The organism is Flagellimonas abyssi, from assembly GCF_019457905.1.
In the GTDB taxonomy this organism is placed as follows: domain Bacteria; phylum Bacteroidota; class Bacteroidia; order Flavobacteriales; family Flavobacteriaceae; genus Flagellimonas; species Flagellimonas abyssi.
Map to the genome: position 1 here is coordinate 83,462 of NZ_JAHZSV010000008.1, position 18,514 is coordinate 101,975.

The 18,514-nt window shown below is 41.6% G+C and carries 15 protein-coding genes; all 15 read right to left on the reverse strand.

The annotated features are described in order from the left end of the window. Positions 1 to 182 precede the first annotated feature (182 nt). Complete coding sequence (locus tag K1F36_RS07945; protein WP_220113345.1) at positions 183 to 3,614, reverse strand: AAA domain-containing protein; 3,432 nt, start codon at positions 3,612 to 3,614, stop codon at positions 183 to 185. A gap of 367 nt (positions 3,615 to 3,981) precedes the next feature. Then, positions 3,982 to 4,176 (reverse strand): hypothetical protein, encoded by a 195-nt coding sequence (locus K1F36_RS07950; protein WP_220113346.1) that lies wholly within the window; start codon positions 4,174 to 4,176, stop codon positions 3,982 to 3,984. Between the two features lie 122 nt (positions 4,177 to 4,298). Beyond that, positions 4,299 to 5,894 carry a M1 family metallopeptidase gene (locus K1F36_RS07955; protein WP_220113347.1) on the reverse strand — a complete coding sequence of 532 codons (1,596 nt, stop codon included), beginning with the start codon at positions 5,892 to 5,894 and terminating at the stop codon, positions 4,299 to 4,301. Positions 5,895 to 6,247: 353 nt separating this feature from the next. Then, positions 6,248 to 6,811 (reverse strand): hypothetical protein, encoded by a 564-nt coding sequence (locus K1F36_RS07960; protein WP_220113348.1) that lies wholly within the window; start codon positions 6,809 to 6,811, stop codon positions 6,248 to 6,250. 187 nt (positions 6,812 to 6,998) lie between these two features. Next, positions 6,999 to 8,285, reverse strand: a complete 1,287-nt coding sequence (gene argH / locus K1F36_RS07965) for an argininosuccinate lyase (RefSeq protein ID WP_220113349.1) — start codon at positions 8,283 to 8,285, stop codon at positions 6,999 to 7,001. Positions 8,286 to 8,379: 94 nt separating this feature from the next. After that, on the reverse strand, positions 8,380 to 9,450 hold the full coding sequence (locus tag K1F36_RS07970) for a M20 family metallo-hydrolase (protein ID WP_220113350.1): 1,071 nt from the start codon (positions 9,448 to 9,450) through the stop codon (positions 8,380 to 8,382). Further along, positions 9,447 to 10,226 (reverse strand): acetylglutamate kinase, encoded by a 780-nt coding sequence (gene argB, locus K1F36_RS07975; protein ID WP_220113351.1) that lies wholly within the window; start codon positions 10,224 to 10,226, stop codon positions 9,447 to 9,449. Before argB ends, K1F36_RS07970 begins: the two co-directional genes overlap by 4 nt. A gap of 1 nt (position 10,227) precedes the next feature. Then, positions 10,228 to 10,974, reverse strand: coding sequence for an SDR family NAD(P)-dependent oxidoreductase (locus K1F36_RS07980; protein WP_220113352.1), 747 nt, complete (start codon positions 10,972 to 10,974; stop codon positions 10,228 to 10,230). Beyond that, positions 10,971 to 11,909 (reverse strand): Rossmann-fold NAD(P)-binding domain-containing protein, encoded by a 939-nt coding sequence (locus K1F36_RS07985; protein WP_220113353.1) that lies wholly within the window; start codon positions 11,907 to 11,909, stop codon positions 10,971 to 10,973. Before K1F36_RS07985 ends, K1F36_RS07980 begins: the two co-directional genes overlap by 4 nt. Next, positions 11,909 to 13,033, reverse strand: a complete 1,125-nt coding sequence (locus K1F36_RS07990) for an aspartate aminotransferase family protein (protein WP_220113354.1) — start codon at positions 13,031 to 13,033, stop codon at positions 11,909 to 11,911. Before K1F36_RS07990 ends, K1F36_RS07985 begins: the two co-directional genes overlap by 1 nt. 100 nt (positions 13,034 to 13,133) lie before the next feature. After that, entirely contained in the window at positions 13,134 to 13,928 is a 795-nt protein-coding gene (proC, locus tag K1F36_RS07995) for a pyrroline-5-carboxylate reductase (protein ID WP_220113355.1), read from the reverse strand. Between the two features lie 108 nt (positions 13,929 to 14,036). Continuing rightward, positions 14,037 to 15,011: an N-acetyl-gamma-glutamyl-phosphate reductase gene (gene argC, locus K1F36_RS08000; protein WP_220113356.1), complete on the reverse strand. Its 975-nt coding sequence runs from the start codon at positions 15,009 to 15,011 to the stop codon at positions 14,037 to 14,039. Continuing rightward, positions 15,008 to 16,195 (reverse strand): argininosuccinate synthase, encoded by a 1,188-nt coding sequence (argG, locus tag K1F36_RS08005; RefSeq protein ID WP_220113357.1) that lies wholly within the window; start codon positions 16,193 to 16,195, stop codon positions 15,008 to 15,010. Before argG ends, argC begins: the two co-directional genes overlap by 4 nt. A gap of 129 nt (positions 16,196 to 16,324) precedes the next feature. After that, the gene (locus K1F36_RS08010) at positions 16,325 to 16,939 is read right to left on the reverse strand and encodes a GNAT family N-acetyltransferase (RefSeq protein ID WP_220113358.1); all 615 of its coding nucleotides are present in this window, start codon (positions 16,937 to 16,939) and stop codon (positions 16,325 to 16,327) included. Positions 16,940 to 17,160: 221 nt separating this feature from the next. Further along, a complete protein-coding gene (gene mptB / locus K1F36_RS08015; RefSeq protein WP_220113359.1) occupies positions 17,161 to 18,513 on the reverse strand; it encodes a polyprenol phosphomannose-dependent alpha 1,6 mannosyltransferase MptB in 1,353 nt (450 codons plus the stop codon). Position 18,514: the final 1 nt, after the last annotated feature.

Sequence of the window (18,514 nt, forward strand, 5' to 3'; positions counted from 1 at the left end):
ATTTCAGTTGACGGATGCTATAATTTACCATCTTCTAAGACAAAATTTAAATTGGTTTATGTGCCTAGGAAGATTTTCAAGAGCGAGCATCTATATCAATCTTGCGCAGTACGCAATTTATTTGATTGCCTTTTCCAAAAATGTTTTAGCCTTTTTGATCATTGCTTTGGCAGGCTCACCTTTTACCACGATAGATGATTCGTTTCTAAAATACTTGCTGTTTTCATCACACGAAGTGCAGAAAACCAGTTGAACGAACCATCAATAATTATGTCATTGTCAATTATAATTGTTTTGCTATGGATGCCGTTTACCAATTTCAACTTTGCTCCACTTTGTATAATTATCTCACGGCCTTTCTGGGCTACAGGTTTTAGCTGATTATTTTGTAGATCAAGTGTGGAGTCGGTAATTATAATCACCTTTACTCCTTTGCTCACTGTAGCGCTCAATTGTTCTTTAACGGAATCAATTTTAATTGAGTTCAATTTTCTTTTGTCATTGTTATCATAGCACTTGATTGTATTGCATTCTATCGCATTTGAAGAAATGAACGGGGAAACAATGATCAATTCGGATTTTGCAATCTCAAACGCTCGGTTAAGTGTGCCAACATGTGTTTTCAAATCACTAACGCGGATTACATCATGATTTGTTTCTGTAGTATCAAAAACAATCTTGTTGGACAATTCACAATTTTCATCTTCTTGTAGCCATTGTTTTAAACGGCCTAATGGATTTTTCTTTGTTGCATCAATAGCGTTTAGATTGCCAAAAACAAGAAAACTCGATTTTGCTCTCGAAACAGCTACATTGAGCATATTTAGGTTGTCTGCAAATAGCATACTGTCACCAGGTGTGATTACGGACGAAAAAACAACAATATCAATTTCAGCACCTTGCAAGGCGTGAACGGTACCTGATATTAATGGTTGATATGCTTTTTTATCAATCTTTAGCAGCTCATCCTTAATAAGGGATGCCTGGGATTTATAGGGAGTAATTATGGCCAATATTTCTGCAATAGGTTTTTTGCCAAAGGAACTTTCTAGCTCCGTCCTCTTACTTTCAATCCATTTGGCAATGGTGATGCCATCTTGCTTGTTATGCCTACTATTTTCAACCTTCTCACTCGTACTTTCAATATGCATAAAACCTTTTAGTGGAAGGTCTGTATCTACCTTTCTTTGATTTCCTTTGGTCAGGATCAGTTTGTTGTGATATACGTTTTTGTTTGAATAGGAAATAATTTTGTCCGGACATCTCCTATGTTCCTTCAAAAGGGTACCTCCGAAGTCAACGTCTTTTACGAAACAGGAACGTTGGGCAATTTTCATTAAATTGCCAGATGAACAGAGTAACCCCGAATCTTTATAACTATTTATTACATCCATAGAGGCGTCTTCGGCCAGTATGTTGTTCATTTTAAGATTGACAATATCTAGTGGTTCCTCTACGGACCAAACAGGTTCAATCTGAAATACATCACCTACAACAATTGCTTTCTTTGCCAAGGAAAATGAAGGTATGGCAATATCTGGGGCAACTTGTCCTGCTTCATCCACAATGATCAGGTCGAACAAATCGTAATAGGCCTGTTCACCTTCGGCATTATCGTAAAAGGTGCTAAACCTTGGGATGGAATGAAAGGTAGATATATAAATAGGTGTTACCCCCGCAAACCGTTGTAGTTTTTCTTTATAACCAATTTTGCCCCGCTCTTTATCCTTACTGTTTTTTTCAAGCTTGGCCTCAAGGTTCAGCAAATATTCTGCCTCTCTAAAATGTATCGCATACCAAAAAGCTTCATAACGGAACGAAATATCCATTCTAACCTGCATATCCTCAAGAGGTTGCAAGTCTTGATATTCTTTACCGGTCGTGGAGTAAAGCTTTGTTAATTGATTACCATAATTGTTGTTCCAATTATTGATACAGGATTGATAATTGGAAGTAAACTCCTCAATCTTGCTTTTGGTGTCCATGGCATGGGTCAACTCTATGTTTAGCTGTTTTGCCGCGTTGGTCTTTGAAATAATTCTCTCGTTGAGCAAATGAATCAAAGCACTGTAACTTCCGTAATCCGAAACTTCTTTCAAGTCAATATGTAACAGTATCCTTTGAAAAAGTGAAGCCCTTCGCTTCTTAAATTTTGGAAGAAAAGGAAATGCTTTTTGAATAAATGGTTGTTGTTTTTCTGCTTGTATCAGATTCTTTTCTGCATCCGAGATTTGTTGAATTTCAGCGTTGCAATTCTCCAATTTGGTTTGAATAGTGGAAATAAGCACTTTTAAATCATCAAGATTGGAACATCCACTTTTTTCTAAAAGCGGGCCTATGTTCTCATAGTTTTCAGCAATTTCAAGATGCTCCCTAATGTGATTGACTTTTGATTTAACTATATTGAATAATTGATGTTTACATTCTTCAATGTCCTTACTTTTTTCAATATATGCTCCAAACTCATTTAAAAAGAACTCTTTTTTATCATCAATAGAGTCACTTTCAAAATCATTTATAAAACCGTTGCCAAATTCGGATGTACATGTTTGATATGTACTGTTTTCATTCGTGGATAGGTACAGGCCCAGAGAGGACACGACAGGTAACCAACGTTGGGTCAATTTATCCTTAGAGTCAAGCACAAAACTGTCAAGTATATTTGTGATAGCTTGATTGTTGGCAGAACATGCGACCAGTAATTCTGGTTTTTGCTGATTTACAACAGTGGAGACCACACTATTTGCAACAACGGATTGCAAAAAGGTAGTTTTACCTGTTCCTGGTGGACCATTTACGGCCAAAACATTGGAATCTGTAAGAAGATTAAAACAACCGATGCTTTCTCTTTGTGATACGGAAAGAGGAAACTCGCCACTCATTTGCCCAATGTGATTTTTGTTCCGAATGATCGTGGATTTATCAGGAATTGACATGCATTTTACTCTCCCGGCATCAATCAGGTTATTGAGTAAACTTTTTTTAGGAGGCGCCTCTTCCAGTCTTTTATACAGTTTTCGGATATTTCCGGTTAGGCCGCGTAGTTCACCTTTTTGTATGAATATATATTTTTCATGTTTTGTGTTGAACTCATCAAAGTTCTTCGCTGTTACAATCGAAAAAAAGGATTCACACTTTTTCCAGTATGCTTCCCATGAATCGTCTTTGAACTCAACTTTCTGTAAGGCAATATCAACATCTTTTATGGATGCGATATTACAGGAACCTTTGTAGGTGGGGGAAAGGTATTCCCTAACAAAAAAAGGTTTGGATACTCCCTTATTGGATTTTTGTGGCTCAAGTGTCCCATCTTTATGCATTATTGCTGGAATCCAGAAAGGATAGGTTATTTCTTCCTCCAGCTCCTTTGATTTGGCATGTTCAAATTCTGGTTGAATTGAACAAGGGCAAATATCTACGTTTATATATGGTGTATCTCTGTTGGCCCCAGAAATTTTCCACAAGAATTTTGCGTGTTTTTGAGGTACTTGCTGTATAAAGTAGGAATCTACGGGAATCGGATGTGTGGAGACATCAATTCTTTTTCTGTCAACATCCAACAGCGTTTTTTTCCAATAACCCAACCAAGCTTTTATATCTGAAACCTCTACCACAATCCTAATTTTTAATGAATCAACCCATGGAAATGTTGAATGTTAATAGTCTATCTAGTGGGGGATTAGAAAAAATCAAATAATGAAGTTAGTAAATATGGGGCAGAAATTTCCACATCAATTGACGAATGGCTGTTTTGAATTGATGGATTTAGTATAGAGTGATTGGGAGGGGCGATTTACGTGTTGTACTTATAGCTTTTGTTGGCGGTTCGTGCGTCAAATGGTGTCTTTACTTTGTCTTCCATTCGGCGGTCGCTAATTTATATTGATCGGGAAGTTGTCTCAGTGCATCGTCAACAGATTCATATACACCGTCTTGTTGGACTTTCCAGTACTTGTCGCAGCTAAATCTGTAAATACTACCTTAGTCATCGTATTGGCAAATAGCAAATCCAAATATTTCAATCGTGTCATTCGAGTCCGCTGTTGGTATAAAGCCAAAAGATTTGTCCCCGGACCAAGCCCACTTAATTACTTTTGCCCCGTCTAGCTCGTCAGGAGGTTCGATTATTTGGTTCACTTCTTTGTCCTTCTCTATTGCAATGTTGTCACTTAGCATGACCGCCAATGATTAGCTAAATATCGTTTCAATGATTTTTAGCATACGATAAGTGGATTTAACAGATTTCCTGATAAATCTCGAGAGGAAATTGACCAATGCTCTATTACAATTGACGGATGCTATAATTTCCCCATATCTTCGAACAAAGTCCACTCATTTGGATCTAAAACAATGGAATCGGGTCGGTCTTTGCTTTCCAATTGGATGTTTTGGTTGCGCTGGTCCAACTCAATGGTTTTTATGGTCAACTTTCCATTTTTTACCACACCTATTTCCAAAGGGAACTCAAATACATGATGGTCTTGTAATTGCTGTATGTTAAGATTGATGTTCCCATTGCTGTAGTCCCAGTTCCATTTGATCTGTGGGTGGCCCTTCACAAATAGCCATTGCTCAAAAAAGGATTTTAAATCTTCGCCGGATACTTCCTCCATGACATGTCGAAAGTCATCTGTTAGCACATTGCTGTTTTGGTATTTCGCGTAGTAATTTCGAATACCTTCCCAGAATACGCCATCGCCCAATTTGTGCCGTAACATGTTCAATACCCATCCCCCTTTTTGGTAGGTGTTGGTGCTCAAGACCTTCATGGGGTCTTTGATGGTGAGGTCGACAATGGGAGCTGGGTTTTTTCGGTAATACTCAAAGATTTGCTGCTTGTCGATGGCCAACTCCTCTTTTCTGCGCTCATCGCCATATTCGCTTTCCAAATACAGGATACAGAAATACGTGGCAAATCCCTCGCTCAACCAAACGTGGTTCCAGCTCTTCTCCGTGGCTGAATTTCCAAACCACTGGTGGGCAATTTCATGGGCAATCAATGGCTCCACCGTTTTATTGCCTGTCACAGAATTTTCAAAATAAGCGATGGTACCAGCATTTTCCAGCCCACCCCATTGGGTCTTGGCCTGCATATTGGCCAGTTTGGCGTATGAGTAGGGTCCGATATGATCTATAAAATATTCGAGTACATCGCCCGCCACGGTATAGTCGCCAAACCCCTCCAATCGGTTTTGCGGATATACCCAGGCCGAAACCTCAATATTATCCACATGGTCCACAACTCGCGAAGCAAACTCGGTAACGCCAATGGTCATTACTTTGGTGGCCACAGGAGCTGGTTCTTCGTAAATGGTTAGTTTGTAACCGTTCTCCAGATTACTTTCTTCGATTTTCTTGCCCGTTGCCACCACATCGTATTGTTCTGGAGCAGTGATTCGGAATTCCACACTGGCCTTATCGTACGGATGGTCTACGGACGGTAGCCAATGCCTGGCCAAGTTGGGCCAATTGTCACCAAAAAAAGAGCGCTTTCCAAATTTGGTGGTATCGATGACCAAACCTCTTTCGGGAACACCCTGGTATTTGATGGTGAACGTCTGTACGGAATCGTTCGAATTTTTAGGAACGATGTTGATTTTGTTGTTGGTATAGGTGTAGCTTGCATTGGAGTCATTTTCCAACACACTCGTCACTTCCATGCCAAATTCTCCCGTTTTTTGGATGAGGTCCAAAGCAAATGGAACCATGCCCTCCTTAAAACGAACCGTTACTTCGGTCTCCCCTTTGATTTGGTTGGAGGCATCGTTTAAATGAAGACCAAAAACATAGTTTTGGATATCTACCGATTCATTTTTGGTATAGAGGTCTTGGGCATTTCCAGTAAGGCAAGCAAAAATAAAAGTGAATACAAAGGTTACCGTTCGAAGTTGCATAAATAAACCATTATAGTTGATGGCTCAAGATACAATTTTGGTAAAAAGCCTGTATGACTTTTTGAAGGAACCCAAAAATTTTAAAAAAAGGGAATTTTTGGAATGGCACTTATCGTTTAGTATATGACAAGTAGGGCAGTAGAGAGCGATAAACTTTCAATTTTGTACCGAGCCAACGCGTTGTATTTTGTTTTTAATTTATTCATCCTTAAAAGCCAAACGTAAGTTCATGAGCTCCTTTGAAAATTCAAAATACTTGCGAACTAAATCAACGATTTGGCGGTGTTGGTAAATGGAACTTAACTTTCCTTAAGCAACAATCGCCCTATTTGCTATATATTGTTGGCATTTCGTTATTTTTTTTCTAACCTTTTAAATCCGTAGAAAATCAGACCGCAACAAATCAATAAGCCAAGAATTGCAGGTATCAATATTGATTTTCCTGACTCTCCTGCATTTTGAATACTCCACACCATTTTGCCTGTTGCCATAAGAACAACTACCGCTATGCCCATTATCACACTTCGTTTCCAAAAAGCTAACCCTAAAGCTATAAATGAAATAGGGATTGTCAAGGTCAGTAGCTGTTTGCTCAAGTTCCATTCTCCGTACAGATATTCTTTTTCAAATTCTAAAAAATCAATTACACTCTCACTCACAATCTCAGGCTTGGGAAACCAAAACATACTTGTGAACAAGGCAAATATTGAAACCATCATTCCTGTAAAACTTTTTCTGTAGGCGAAATAGCAAAATGGAAGCAAAAACAAAGGTCGTAAATACCAACTCCATTGATTATGGTGTCGTTCAAAAACCCAATCAAAGAATGGTTTGTTAGTCATTGAAATTACAATGAAGGTAATTGTCAGGATAAAAAAAATACCTCCTAACAATAAATCTTTATTACTACTTTTCATCTGTTTTATTTAATGAATGCCAACAGTTAGCTAAATATAGTTTCAATGATTTTTAGCGTACGATACTTGCCTGTCGGCAGACAGCAGTGAAGTTAGTATTTTTCGGGTTTAAATTCCAGCCTCAACTGATCAATGCCCCATTTGGATTGATAAACCAGAAATCAACACTTGATAAGTAGTAGTGTTTTTAGGAATTTAAGGATTTCTCCATTTTCTCTTTTATCTGCTCCAAGCATAGATTGCCCAAGCTGCCTTCGTGGGTATGGTCAATATCCCGTTTGGGTTTAAAGTTGCCATTTTCTATGGCCTTGCCCATGGTTTTGTAGGCATCACGGAACGGCATGCCACTTTTTACAAGCTCGTTTAAAGTGTCCACACTGAAGAGGTAATCGTATTTGGGGTCTTCCAAAATGGCCTTGTTCACTTTGATTTCCTTTAAACTGAACGTCATCATCTCCAAACAGGCGTGCATGTCCTGCAAAGCAGGGACCATGACTTCTTTCACCAGTTGAAGATCACGGTGGTATCCACTGGGCAAATTGTTCATGATCATGATCAATTGGTTGGGCACCGCTTGAATCTTATTACATTTTGCCCTTATGAGCTCAAACACATCTGGATTTTTCTTGTGCGGCATAATGCTGCTGCCCGTAGTCAGCTCGTTCGGGAAGGAGATAAAATCAAAATTTTGGCTCATGTACAGGCAAATGTCCATCGCCATTTTGGATAGGGTGGCGGCAACGCTCGAAATTCCGAAAGCGGTTGCTTTCTCTACTTTTCCGCGTCCCATTTGGGCGGCCACTACATTGTATTTTTTAGTGGAAAACTGCATTTCTTCTGTAGTGAAACTTCTGTCAATAGGGAAGGAGCTTCCGTAGCCTGCCGCACTGCCCAGCGGATTTTGGTCCGCAACTTTATGGGCGGCCTGTACAAAGTACAGATCGTCTATCAAACTTTCGGCATAAGCAGAAAACCATAGTCCGAACGAGGAGGGCATAGCAATCTGAAGATGGGTATAACCTGGCAGCAAGATATTTTTGTGTTTGTCCGCTAATTTCATCAACAGGTCAAATAGTTCTTTTACTTGATCTTTGATCTCGGTCAATTCATCTTTGAGGAACAACTGCATGGCCACCAAAACCTGATCGTTCCTGGAACGGGCCGAATGGATTTTTTTACCAGTATCGCCCAATTTTTCGGTCAGCATAAACTCTATCTTCGAGTGCATGTCCTCAAAATCGTCCTCGATGGTAAACTTGTCCTTTTCAATGTCTTTGGCGATTTCATCCAATGCTTTTACCAAATCTTTGGCCTCTTCTTCGGATAACAGTCCCACTTTGCCCAGCATTTTGGCGTGTGCTTTGGAGGCGATTACGTCATATTTGGCCAAAACCAAATCCAGTTCGCGGTCGTTGCCAACGGTAAAGTGGTCTATTTTTTTATCGGTACTGAATCCTTTGTCCCAGAGTTTCATAGTTTTTCTTTTGTCATTCCCACGAAGGCGGGAATCTTTTGATTTCGATATTATTGCCCTTCGACTACGATCAGGGCCCAATTTTCGTTTTTTGCTATTGTAAAAATCCCGTTAGGGTTTTGATATAAATATCTATTCCTTCTTCTATCTCCCTTACAAAGATAAATTCGTTGGCCGAATGGGAACGTGTACTGTCACCAGGCCCCAATTTTACTGATTGACAAGTCAGTGCGGCTTGGTCCGATAAGGTTGGCGAGCCATAGGTTTTTCGGCCTAGGGCCAATCCACTTTTCACCAAGTCGTGATCAGGATTAATGCAAGATGAGTTCAAGCGTAGGGAGCGTGGGGTCATTTTGCAAGGTGCTTCTTTTTGTAGAATATCCGCTATTTCCTGATTGCTGTAACAATCGTTCACACGTACATCCACTACCAGGTCCACTTGTGCAGGAACAACATTATGCTGCTTTCCCGCATTAATTTGGGTGACGGTTAATTTAACCTCGCCCAAGGCTTCGGAAACCTTTTCAAAAGAATAATCCTTGAACCATTGTAAGGTTTCAATGGCATTATAGATACAGTTGTCATCATTGGGATGGGCTGCATGCGATGGGGTTCCCTCCACAACGGCATCAAAAACCACCAATCCCTTTTCGGCGATGGCCAAGTCCATCAACGTGGGTTCGCCTACAATGGCCACATCAATTTGTGGTAAAATAGGAAGCAGGGCCCTAATGCTTTTCTCTCCCGCATCCTCTTCTTCTCCTGTTGCGGCCATAATAATGTTGTGACTTAGACCTTCTTTGTCATAAAAATGAACAAAAGTGGCCAAAAGCGACACCAGACATCCGCCCGCATCATTGCTTCCAAGACCATAGAGTTTGCCGTCTTCGATATGTGCATCAAACGGGTCTTTGGTATAGGCGCTGTTCGGTTTTACGGTATCGTGATGGGAGTTGAGCAACAAGGTCGGTTTGCTCTCATCAAAATATTTGTTGAAGGCATAAATGTTGTTGTATTGTCTTTTGGTATCAACCCCAAAGCTCTTTAAAAACTCCTCAATGGCATCACCTGTTTTGTCTTCTTCACCCGAAAATGACGGCGTGCTGATGAGTTTTTTAAGCAGTTCAATGGCTTTTTCCGTTAATATGTCCTGGGTTATTTTCATAAGGTCAATGTCGTATATTCTGAATTGTCCGCTTCCAACATGTTCGTATTGCCTACACAAACTTTGGATACGTTGTTCCGAAGGGCGTAAAAGCAATTGTGCATTTTCGGCAACATGCCATCAGCGATGATGCCGTAGGCCAATAACTCGTCGTAGCCTTGAGAGTCGATGTGCTTTATGACCGAGTTTTCATCCTCGATATCTTGAAGCACCCCTTTTTTCTCGAAACAATAATAGAGTGTGGTCTCAAACTGTTCGGACATGGCGATGGCGATTTCCGCGGCAATGGTATCCGCATTGGTGTTCAACATTTGTCCGTTACCATCGTGGGTGAGGGCACAAAATATGGGTGTGAAACCTGCCTGCAACAATTTAAAGATTCCGTAGGTGTTTACCGTATCCACATCGCCCACAAAACCGAAATCTACATTTTTCTTGGGCCTTTTATGGGCGCGGATGGCATCGGCGTCCGCTCCACTCATTCCTATGGCATCGGTGCCCAAAGATTGTAATTTGGCCACTATTTTTTTACTGTACAATCCTCCGTAGACCATCAGGGCGATATCGAGGGTTTCAGCATTTGTGATTCGTCTGCCGTTGACCATTTTGGATTCCACCCCCATCTGATTGGCCAATTCGGTAGCTTTTTTGCCTCCGCCATGGACCAAAATTTTGTTGCCGTCCATTTTGGAGAACAGGTCCAATACCTTTTTGCATCCTTCGGCATCTTCAATAAGATTGCCACCAATTTTTACTACGGATAATTTCTGTTTCATTTTATGTATTTATAATCCCTCCATCTATGGTCACTGTGGTTCCTGTAATCCAAGAACTATCCTCGGAAACCAAGAAAAGTACAAGTTTAGCAATATCTTCAGGTGCCCCCAACCTTTTTAACAATGTAGTCCTTTTCGCATTTTCGACAGCAGTATCTGGATTCTCAAAAGCCTGGGCGGATTCCCATAACAAAGGGGTGTCCACAGGGCCTGGACAAATGGCATTCACTCTGACTTTTGGCGCATAATCAACTGCCATTTGCTTCATCAGGGCTACGGATGCAGCTTTGGAAGCACAGTAAGCGGGATGGTTTGGAAAACTCTTGAAGGCTGCAATCGATGCGTTGATCAAAATATTGCCTTGTGGTTGTTTCTGCAACTGCGGAAGTGCATATTTACAAAGGTAAAAGATGGAACTCAAATTCGTATCGATGGTATTCCGCCACGAATCAATGGACAGCTCTTGGACATTTCCCAATCCAAGAATGCCCGCATTCAATGATAGGATGTCCAGCTTGCCATGGATTTCCATAGCGGTTTGTACCAACTTTTTGTTGTAGGACGGGTCGGTAACATCACCTGGAACAAAGAGCACATTGTTAAGGCCTTTTTCCAATGCTTTGCCACTTTCTTGGTTACGACCAGAAAGTATTAGCTTTGCTCCTTCAGAAGAAAAGGATTCGGCAATGGCTTTTCCCATTCCACTGGTTGCTCCTGTAACTATGCAGACCTTGTCCTTGAGTTTCATTTTTCCTCCAATATTTTTTTCAATACGATCTGTGCGGAATAAATCCTGTTTTTGGCCTGTTCCACCACCAATGATTGTTCTCCGTCCAAGACGGCGTCCTCCACGATCATATTTCTTCGAACGGGAAGACAGTGCATAAACTTGGCATGTCCCAATTTTTCTTTGGTAATGGTCCAGTTTTTATCCTTGTTCAATACTTTCCCATAATCCGAATAGCTGCTCCAGTTTTTCACGTATACAAAATCCGCATCTTCCAGTGCCTTGTCCTGATCGTATTCAATTTGACATCCTTGGGTCAGTTCCACATTGAGTTCATATCCTTCGGGATGTGTTATCACGAAATCAGCATCTTGCATCTTCATCATCTGAACAAAGGAGTTGGCCACCGCATGTGGCAATGCCTTGGGGTGCGGAGCCCAAGACAAAACGACTTTCGGTCTCTTTTTTACTTCATTCTCCTTCAAAGTAATGGCATCCGCCAAAGCCTGTAGTGGGTGCCCCACGGAACTCTCCATATTGACCACTGGAATGGTGGCGTATTTGGCAAATCCGTTGATTACCTCCTCGGCCTCGTCCTTTTCTTTGTCCACCAAACCTGCAAATGCCCGTATCGCAACAATGTCGGCGTATTGGGAAACTACTTGGGCCGCTTCTTTTATATGTTCCGAAGTACCCTGGTCCATCACGGTGCCATCACCATATTCCAATGCCCAACCTTCGTTGCCAAAGTTCATGATCATTACTTCCATACCAAGGTTCATGGCCGCCTTTTGTGTACTCAAACGGGTCCTTAGGCTATTGTTGAAAAACAACAGGCATATCGTTTTTCGTTTGCCCAAATCCTCAAATAGGTAAGGGTCTTTTTTTAGGGTTATTGCTTCGTCCACCCAATCGGGTAGGGATTCTATATCGTTTACGGATAAATAATGCTTCATTATAATGCTTTTTTCAGCGCTTCAAAAAATAGGTCAATGTCTTCTTTGGTGATGTTCAATGCAGGTAAAAACCGCAATAACTTTTTGTTTTTGGCACTTCCCGTGAACATGTGTTGTTCCAGAATCATTTTCTTGCGTAGGTCGGCAACTTCAAAATCGAATTCCAAACCAATCATTAATCCTCTCCCCTTAACTTTTTTGATTTCTGGTATCTCAGCCGCTTTTTCCCTAAAATAGGCTCCAAGTTCTGATGCATTTTCTATCAGGTTTTCACTTTCCAAAACCTCTAAAACTGCAAGACTGGCGGCACAGGCCAAATGGTTGCCACCAAAGGTGGTTCCCAAAAGACCGTATGATGGTTTAAACTTTTCATGAATTAAAATACCACCTACTGGAAAACCGTTCCCCATGCCCTTGGCTATGGAAATGATGTCGGGTTCTATACCATGATGTTGAAAAGCAAAAAACTTTCCGCTACGGCCATAGCCCGATTGTACTTCATCAGCAATAAGCACAACATTATGTTCCTTGCATTTTTTGGCGATCAATTGGAAGAATTCCGTGGTGGGCTCGTCCAAACCACCGACACCTTGAATGGCTTCCAAGATAACGGTACAGTATTCATCACTCTCAATGGCCTTTTCAAAGGCATCAAAATCGTTCAATGGCAAGAAAGTGACTTCTTGTTGTTTGTTGATAGGTGCATTGATGCTCGGGTTGTCCGTCGCGGCAACTGCTGCTGAGGTTCTTCCGTGAAAACTATTGGTAAAAGCGATCACTTTTGAATTTCCTGTGTGGAACGAGGCCATCTTGAGTGCGTTTTCGTTGGCTTCGGCTCCTGAATTGCACATAAAAAGGTCATAGTTTTCACAACCAGACAAATCACCTAGCTTTTGTGCTAATGCTTCTTGCAACGGGTTTTGTACCGAATTGCTGTAGAAGGCCATTTGGTCCAATTGTTCTTTGATTCGCTTTACGTAGTGCGGATGTGTATGGCCAATGGAGATTACGGCATGACCACCATAAAAATCCAAATATTTTTCCCCTTTGTCGTCCCAGACCTCAATGCCCTTTGCCTTTACTGGAGTGACATTATATAGCGGGTATACGTCGAATAGTTTCATAATTTCTTATTTGTCATCTCGAGCGCAGTCGAGAGGTACACTTATTTTTTAAGGTCTTGCATCTCGACTCCGCTCGATGTGACAGCTCGACCAGATAGCTTTAGCCTTTTCTGATTTGACTGATTTTTTCATAGGAGGATACAATTCCCCTGATCAGCGATGAGCTCAATCCTTGGTGCTCCATTTCGTTCAAACCTTCAATGGTGCATCCTTTTGGGGTGGTCACGCGATCAATTTCTTCTTCTGGGTGACTTCCTGACTCAATCAACAGGCTTGCGGCACCGTTACAGGTATGCATGGCCAGCTCTTGTGCTTCTTTGGCATCAAACCCTAATTGAATGGCGCCTTGGGTGGTGGCACGTATCAAACGCATCCAAAAAGCAATCCCACTCGCACAGATAACGGTGGCAGCTTGCATCTGATCTTCTGGAATTTCCATGGTATGCCCCATTCGGTTGAAAATGGCCTTGGCCAAGTCGATTCTTTTCTTGCCCAGTTCATTGGAGCAAATGCAGGTCATGGATTTGCCCACGGAGATTGCCGTATTGGGCATACTTCGGATGATAAACTTGTCCGACCCGATGATTTCCTCGATTCTAGGAATCTTAAAACCCGTAATGGTGCTGATGATCACGTGCTTTTCGGTAAGAAGGTCTTTGGTTTCGTTCAAAATATGGGTAAAATGCCCTGGCTGAACGGCAAAGATCAATATATCCGAATTTTTCACCGCTTCTTTATTGTCCGAAGTAACGGTTACGATTCCATATTTTTCAAACTCCTGAATGGATTTGGTGTTCCGTTTGGTAAGGTACATGGTGGTGGCTCCGTTGCTGTGCAAAATGCCTTTGGCAATGGCCAATCCCAAGTTACCTGCTCCTATGATGGCTACTTTCATGGTTTCTTAAATTTTGTCATCTCGAGCGCAGTCGAGAGATGTTTCAAAGTTTTTGCATGTGGTCTCGCATCTCGACTCCGCTCGATGTGACAGCTCGACCTCGTAATTTTAAAATACGCCTGCTTTCAACAACAGACCTTCGGTTTCGGGGAAACCGAACATTAGGTTCATATTTTGTACTGCTTGTCCCGATGCCCCTTTCAATAAATTATCAATGGCCGATGTAATCAAAAGAATATCATTGTGCTTGTGCAAATGGATGTGGCACTGGTTGGTGTTCACTACTTGTTTTAGATGCAGTTCTTCATCCGACATGTGGGTGAATACAGCGTTTTTGTAAAAATCGTTGTACAGCTTCTTTGCATCCTCCAAGTTGCCGTTGTATTTGGTGTACGCCGTGGCCAAAATTCCACGGGTGAAGTTGCCTCGATTCGGTAAAAACATCAATTTGCCCACGGAATTTCCGAAGGAATTCAAGCTTTCACCGATTTCGCCCAAATGCTGGTGCGTAAAAGGTTTGTACCATGAAACGTTGTTGTTCCTCCAGCTAAAATGTGAGGTGTCGGACAGTCCAACGCCAGCCCCAGTGCTGCCTGTAACGGCATTGATATGGACGTCATCACTCAATAAACCTGCCTTTGCCAAAGGCAACAACGCCAATTGAATGGCAGTAGCAAAACAGCCAGGGTTGGCAATGGCCTCCGCGGATTGTATGGCAGACTTGTTCAATTCGGGAAGGCCATAAATAAATCGTTGCCCCTTAAAATTGGAATCCGCTTGTAACCTGAAATCATTGCTGAGGTCAATGATTTTTGTTGATGCAGAAAACTGGTTCTCGTTCAAAAACGATGTTGAATTGCCGTGTCCCAAACAAAGAAAGACCACATCGACCTTTGGATTTATCTCCCCTGAAAATTTCAATTCTGTTTGTCCCAGCAAATCCTGGTGGGCGGAGGTAATCGGCTTACCAGCTCTCGTGGTGCTGAAAACAAAGTCAATTTCGGTTTGGGGATGATTGAGCAAGAGTCTGATCAGTTCCCCACCTGTGTAACCCGAACCTCCTATGATTCCTGTTTTGATCATGAATCTTGGTTTACGTGGTTGGCTATTTTTCCTGAGTTGGACAAAATTTTGATAAAGCCCTTGGCATCGTCAGCGGTCCAACCTTTGTTCATTTCACCATAACTTCCAAAGGAAGCGTTCATCAAATCGTGTTGTGAAGTGATGCCGTTCAAGTCGAATCGGTAGGGGTGCAACGTGACGAAAACATCGCCTGATACATGTTTCTGGGTGTCGGTCAAAAAGGCTTCGATGTTTCGCATCACCTCGTCCAAATAGTTACCTTCGTGCAATAGCATGCCATAAAAATTGCCCATTTGCTCTTTCTGATATTGTTGCCATTTGCTCAAGGTGTGTTTTTCCAACAAATGGTGCGCTTTTATAATGATCAATGGGGCCGCGGCTTCAAAACCGACCCGTCCTTTGATTCCGATAATCGTGTCTCCCACGTGGATATCTCTACCAATGGCGTATTTGGATGCAATGGCGGACAATTTTTCGATGTTGGCCACAGGAGTGTCCTGCTCGCCGTCCAATGCAACCAATTCACCATTTTTAAAGGTCAACTTCAACTCTTTGGATAGTTCTTTTTCCAATTGGCTCGGGTACGCACTTTCTGGTAATGAAAGGTGAGAAGTCAAGGTTTCATCGCCTCCCACGGACGTGCCCCATAATCCTCGGTTTACGGAATATTTGGCTTTTTCCCAAGAGTAATCGATACCGTTTTGTTGTAGGTAGTTGATTTCTTCCTCCCTGGCCAATTTTTTATCTCTTATTGGTGTGATGATCTTGATGTTCGGAGCTAAGATTTGAAAGATCATATCGAACCTAACCTGATCGTTTCCTGCTCCTGTGCTCCCATGGGCGATGTATTTGGCGCCAATTTTTTTGGCGTGGTTCACAATCTCGATAGCCTGAACGATTCGTTCTGCGCTTACGGAAAGGGGATAGGTGTTGTTTCGGAGCACATTTCCGAAGATGAGATATTTTACCACTTTCTCATAAAATGTTGCAACGGCGTCAATAGAGGTGTAGCTGGTTGCGCCAAGGGCAAGCGCTTTTTCCTCGATTTCCTCGATTTCAGTTTTGCTGAAACCGCCTGTGTTCACACTTACGGCATGCACTTCAAAACCTTCTTCTTGTGATAGGTATTTGGCACAATATGACGTATCCAATCCACCACTATATGCTAAAACTAATTTTTCCATTTTTCTTTTATTTTATCGTTCCTGCAATTCGCTTTGCTCAGCATAAACTCCAGCAGGGATCTGTTTGTGTATTCTCAATGGTTCGACTGATCCTTCGACTGTGCTCGGGATAATAGCTCGGACCAAAAATTAACTATCTTTCTTTTTTAGGAAAAGGTGTTCCTTAATGCTTTTCAGCCTTTGAAACGCTTTTTTATTGAGTTTTTCAGGCTCGTGTTTTTTTGTATTGGGGTCGTACAGCATGCCAGTGCACAGGCACATCTTTTTTTCTGTGCGTGTTAGAATATCAAAGTTCTTACAGGTCTGACAACCTTTCCAAAATTCGGGATCGTCCGTAAGTTCGGAAAATGTAACAGGTTTATAGCCCAGTTCGTAGTTCATTTTCATTACGGCAAGTCCCGTGGTGATACCAAATATTTTGGCTTCAGGGAATTTTTTTCTGGATAGATCAAAAACTGCCTTTTTGATTTTTTTGGCAAGTCCTTGGTTTCTGTAATCGGGATGTACGATCAAACCGGAGTTGGCCACAAAATCCTTGTTTCCCCAGACCTCGATATAGCAGAAACCCGCAAATTTATTGCCATCCAAGGCAATGATGGCGTTTCCGTTCTGGAGGCGTTTTATAATATATTCGGGAGTACGTCTGGCAATACCTGTACCGCGGACTTTGGCCGATTCGGTAATGGTATCGCTAATGATCTGTGCGTATTTAAAATGTGATTCGTTAGCAACAATAATTTCCATTGCAAGCGATTGTTCTGTAAAAAATTAAAAAAATAGATTTGGTCGTTCTGCGGAAATGGACTCACCTATTTCCAATAGATATGAAGCACCCTTACGGGCGACGACGACGGGGAGTAAATGGACTGATAGGAGCAGCGATGCTCAAAGTAAATGGTATGTACTGGTATCCTTTCATTCTGAAGCTAAAGTACAAATTAATTCGAATTGTACTAAAGTTGAGGTCACTTTTTGAGGAAATATAACTTTTTAGGCCTACTTCCTATTATTTCATAAATAAAAAACCCAATTACCAAAATGTATTCAATGGCCAATAACCAAAGGTTTTCTTTGTAATCGGGATTAGAATATGCATAGTAACTCAGAACAACGGCGAAGGACCACACGAATGGGAACCTGTAATCGGTAAACACGGCAATGCCCAAAAGGAACACCACATACCAAGGATGCACGGTGCTGGAGAGAAAATAATAGCAGGCCAATGCTAACATTATGGATGTGATGACGCTTTCCAGTTTTTGGTTTTTCCGAAGGAAAGCAAGCAGCAAAATGATAACGACCACCACTCTTTGTATTACTGAACCATAGGAATCGATCAATTCCCAAGGTTTGGCTTCATAATAAGTGACCGCAATCTTTTTAACGACATTGTATATGCTGGCATTGAACTCAAAATTGGTGAACCATAGCCCAACGGTATCCGAATAATTATCGATAAATACGGAGGAATAAAAAGGAAACAGCAAAGCCCCGCACCCCAATAGTATCAAAGCGTAAAAAACAACACTCTTTTTTAGCCCGAAGTATTTTACAAAAAGCGGCAGGAACATCAGGGGCATTAGCTTTACCATGATGGAAATGGCATATATCGGGGTTGACCATAACCATTTATTTTTGGCAATGAGATACAGGGCCCAAACAAAGAAAAAGAGCATTACACCTTCAAAATGCAGGTTGCCCGTGAGTTCGATGATGACCAATGGATTCAAAAAGTACCAAAATGCCAAATGGTTGGCCTTGTTCAGGTGCTGTAAAAGCTTTCTTCCAAAATAAAGCACACCTAAATCCGCAAGAATCACTATCAACCGCATGGCAATGGTGGAACCTAAAACGCTTCCTCCTCCCAAAATTGATGCAATGGCAAAAAGAACTTGGTTGATTGGGGGATAATTGCTGTAGTGACGTGCATTGAGGTCGGTCATTCCTTCATGCAGTTCCTTCATGCTGGGGAATGATACCGTGCCCTGCTCCATAATTTGGTCGGGTGTGTACAAATACGGGTTGATGCCGTTTTTGATGAGTTCACCATCCCAAATGAACCTATAGAAATCCTGTGAAAGATTGGGTTCGGCAATCAAAAATACCAACCGAAAAAGTATTCCAACGACCAATAGGAACTTAAAGTTCCATTTTTCGAACTGGATAATTTTGGAAGTAAGGTAAAAAAGTGCCCCATAGAGCATGAACAACTTAATGAAGTCCGTACGGACCAAGTTGTATGCAAAACTCCAGTAGAACAGAATACAAGCGACAGCAAAAAGTATCGGGTATTTGTGCAGTCGCCAATAAGATTGCATG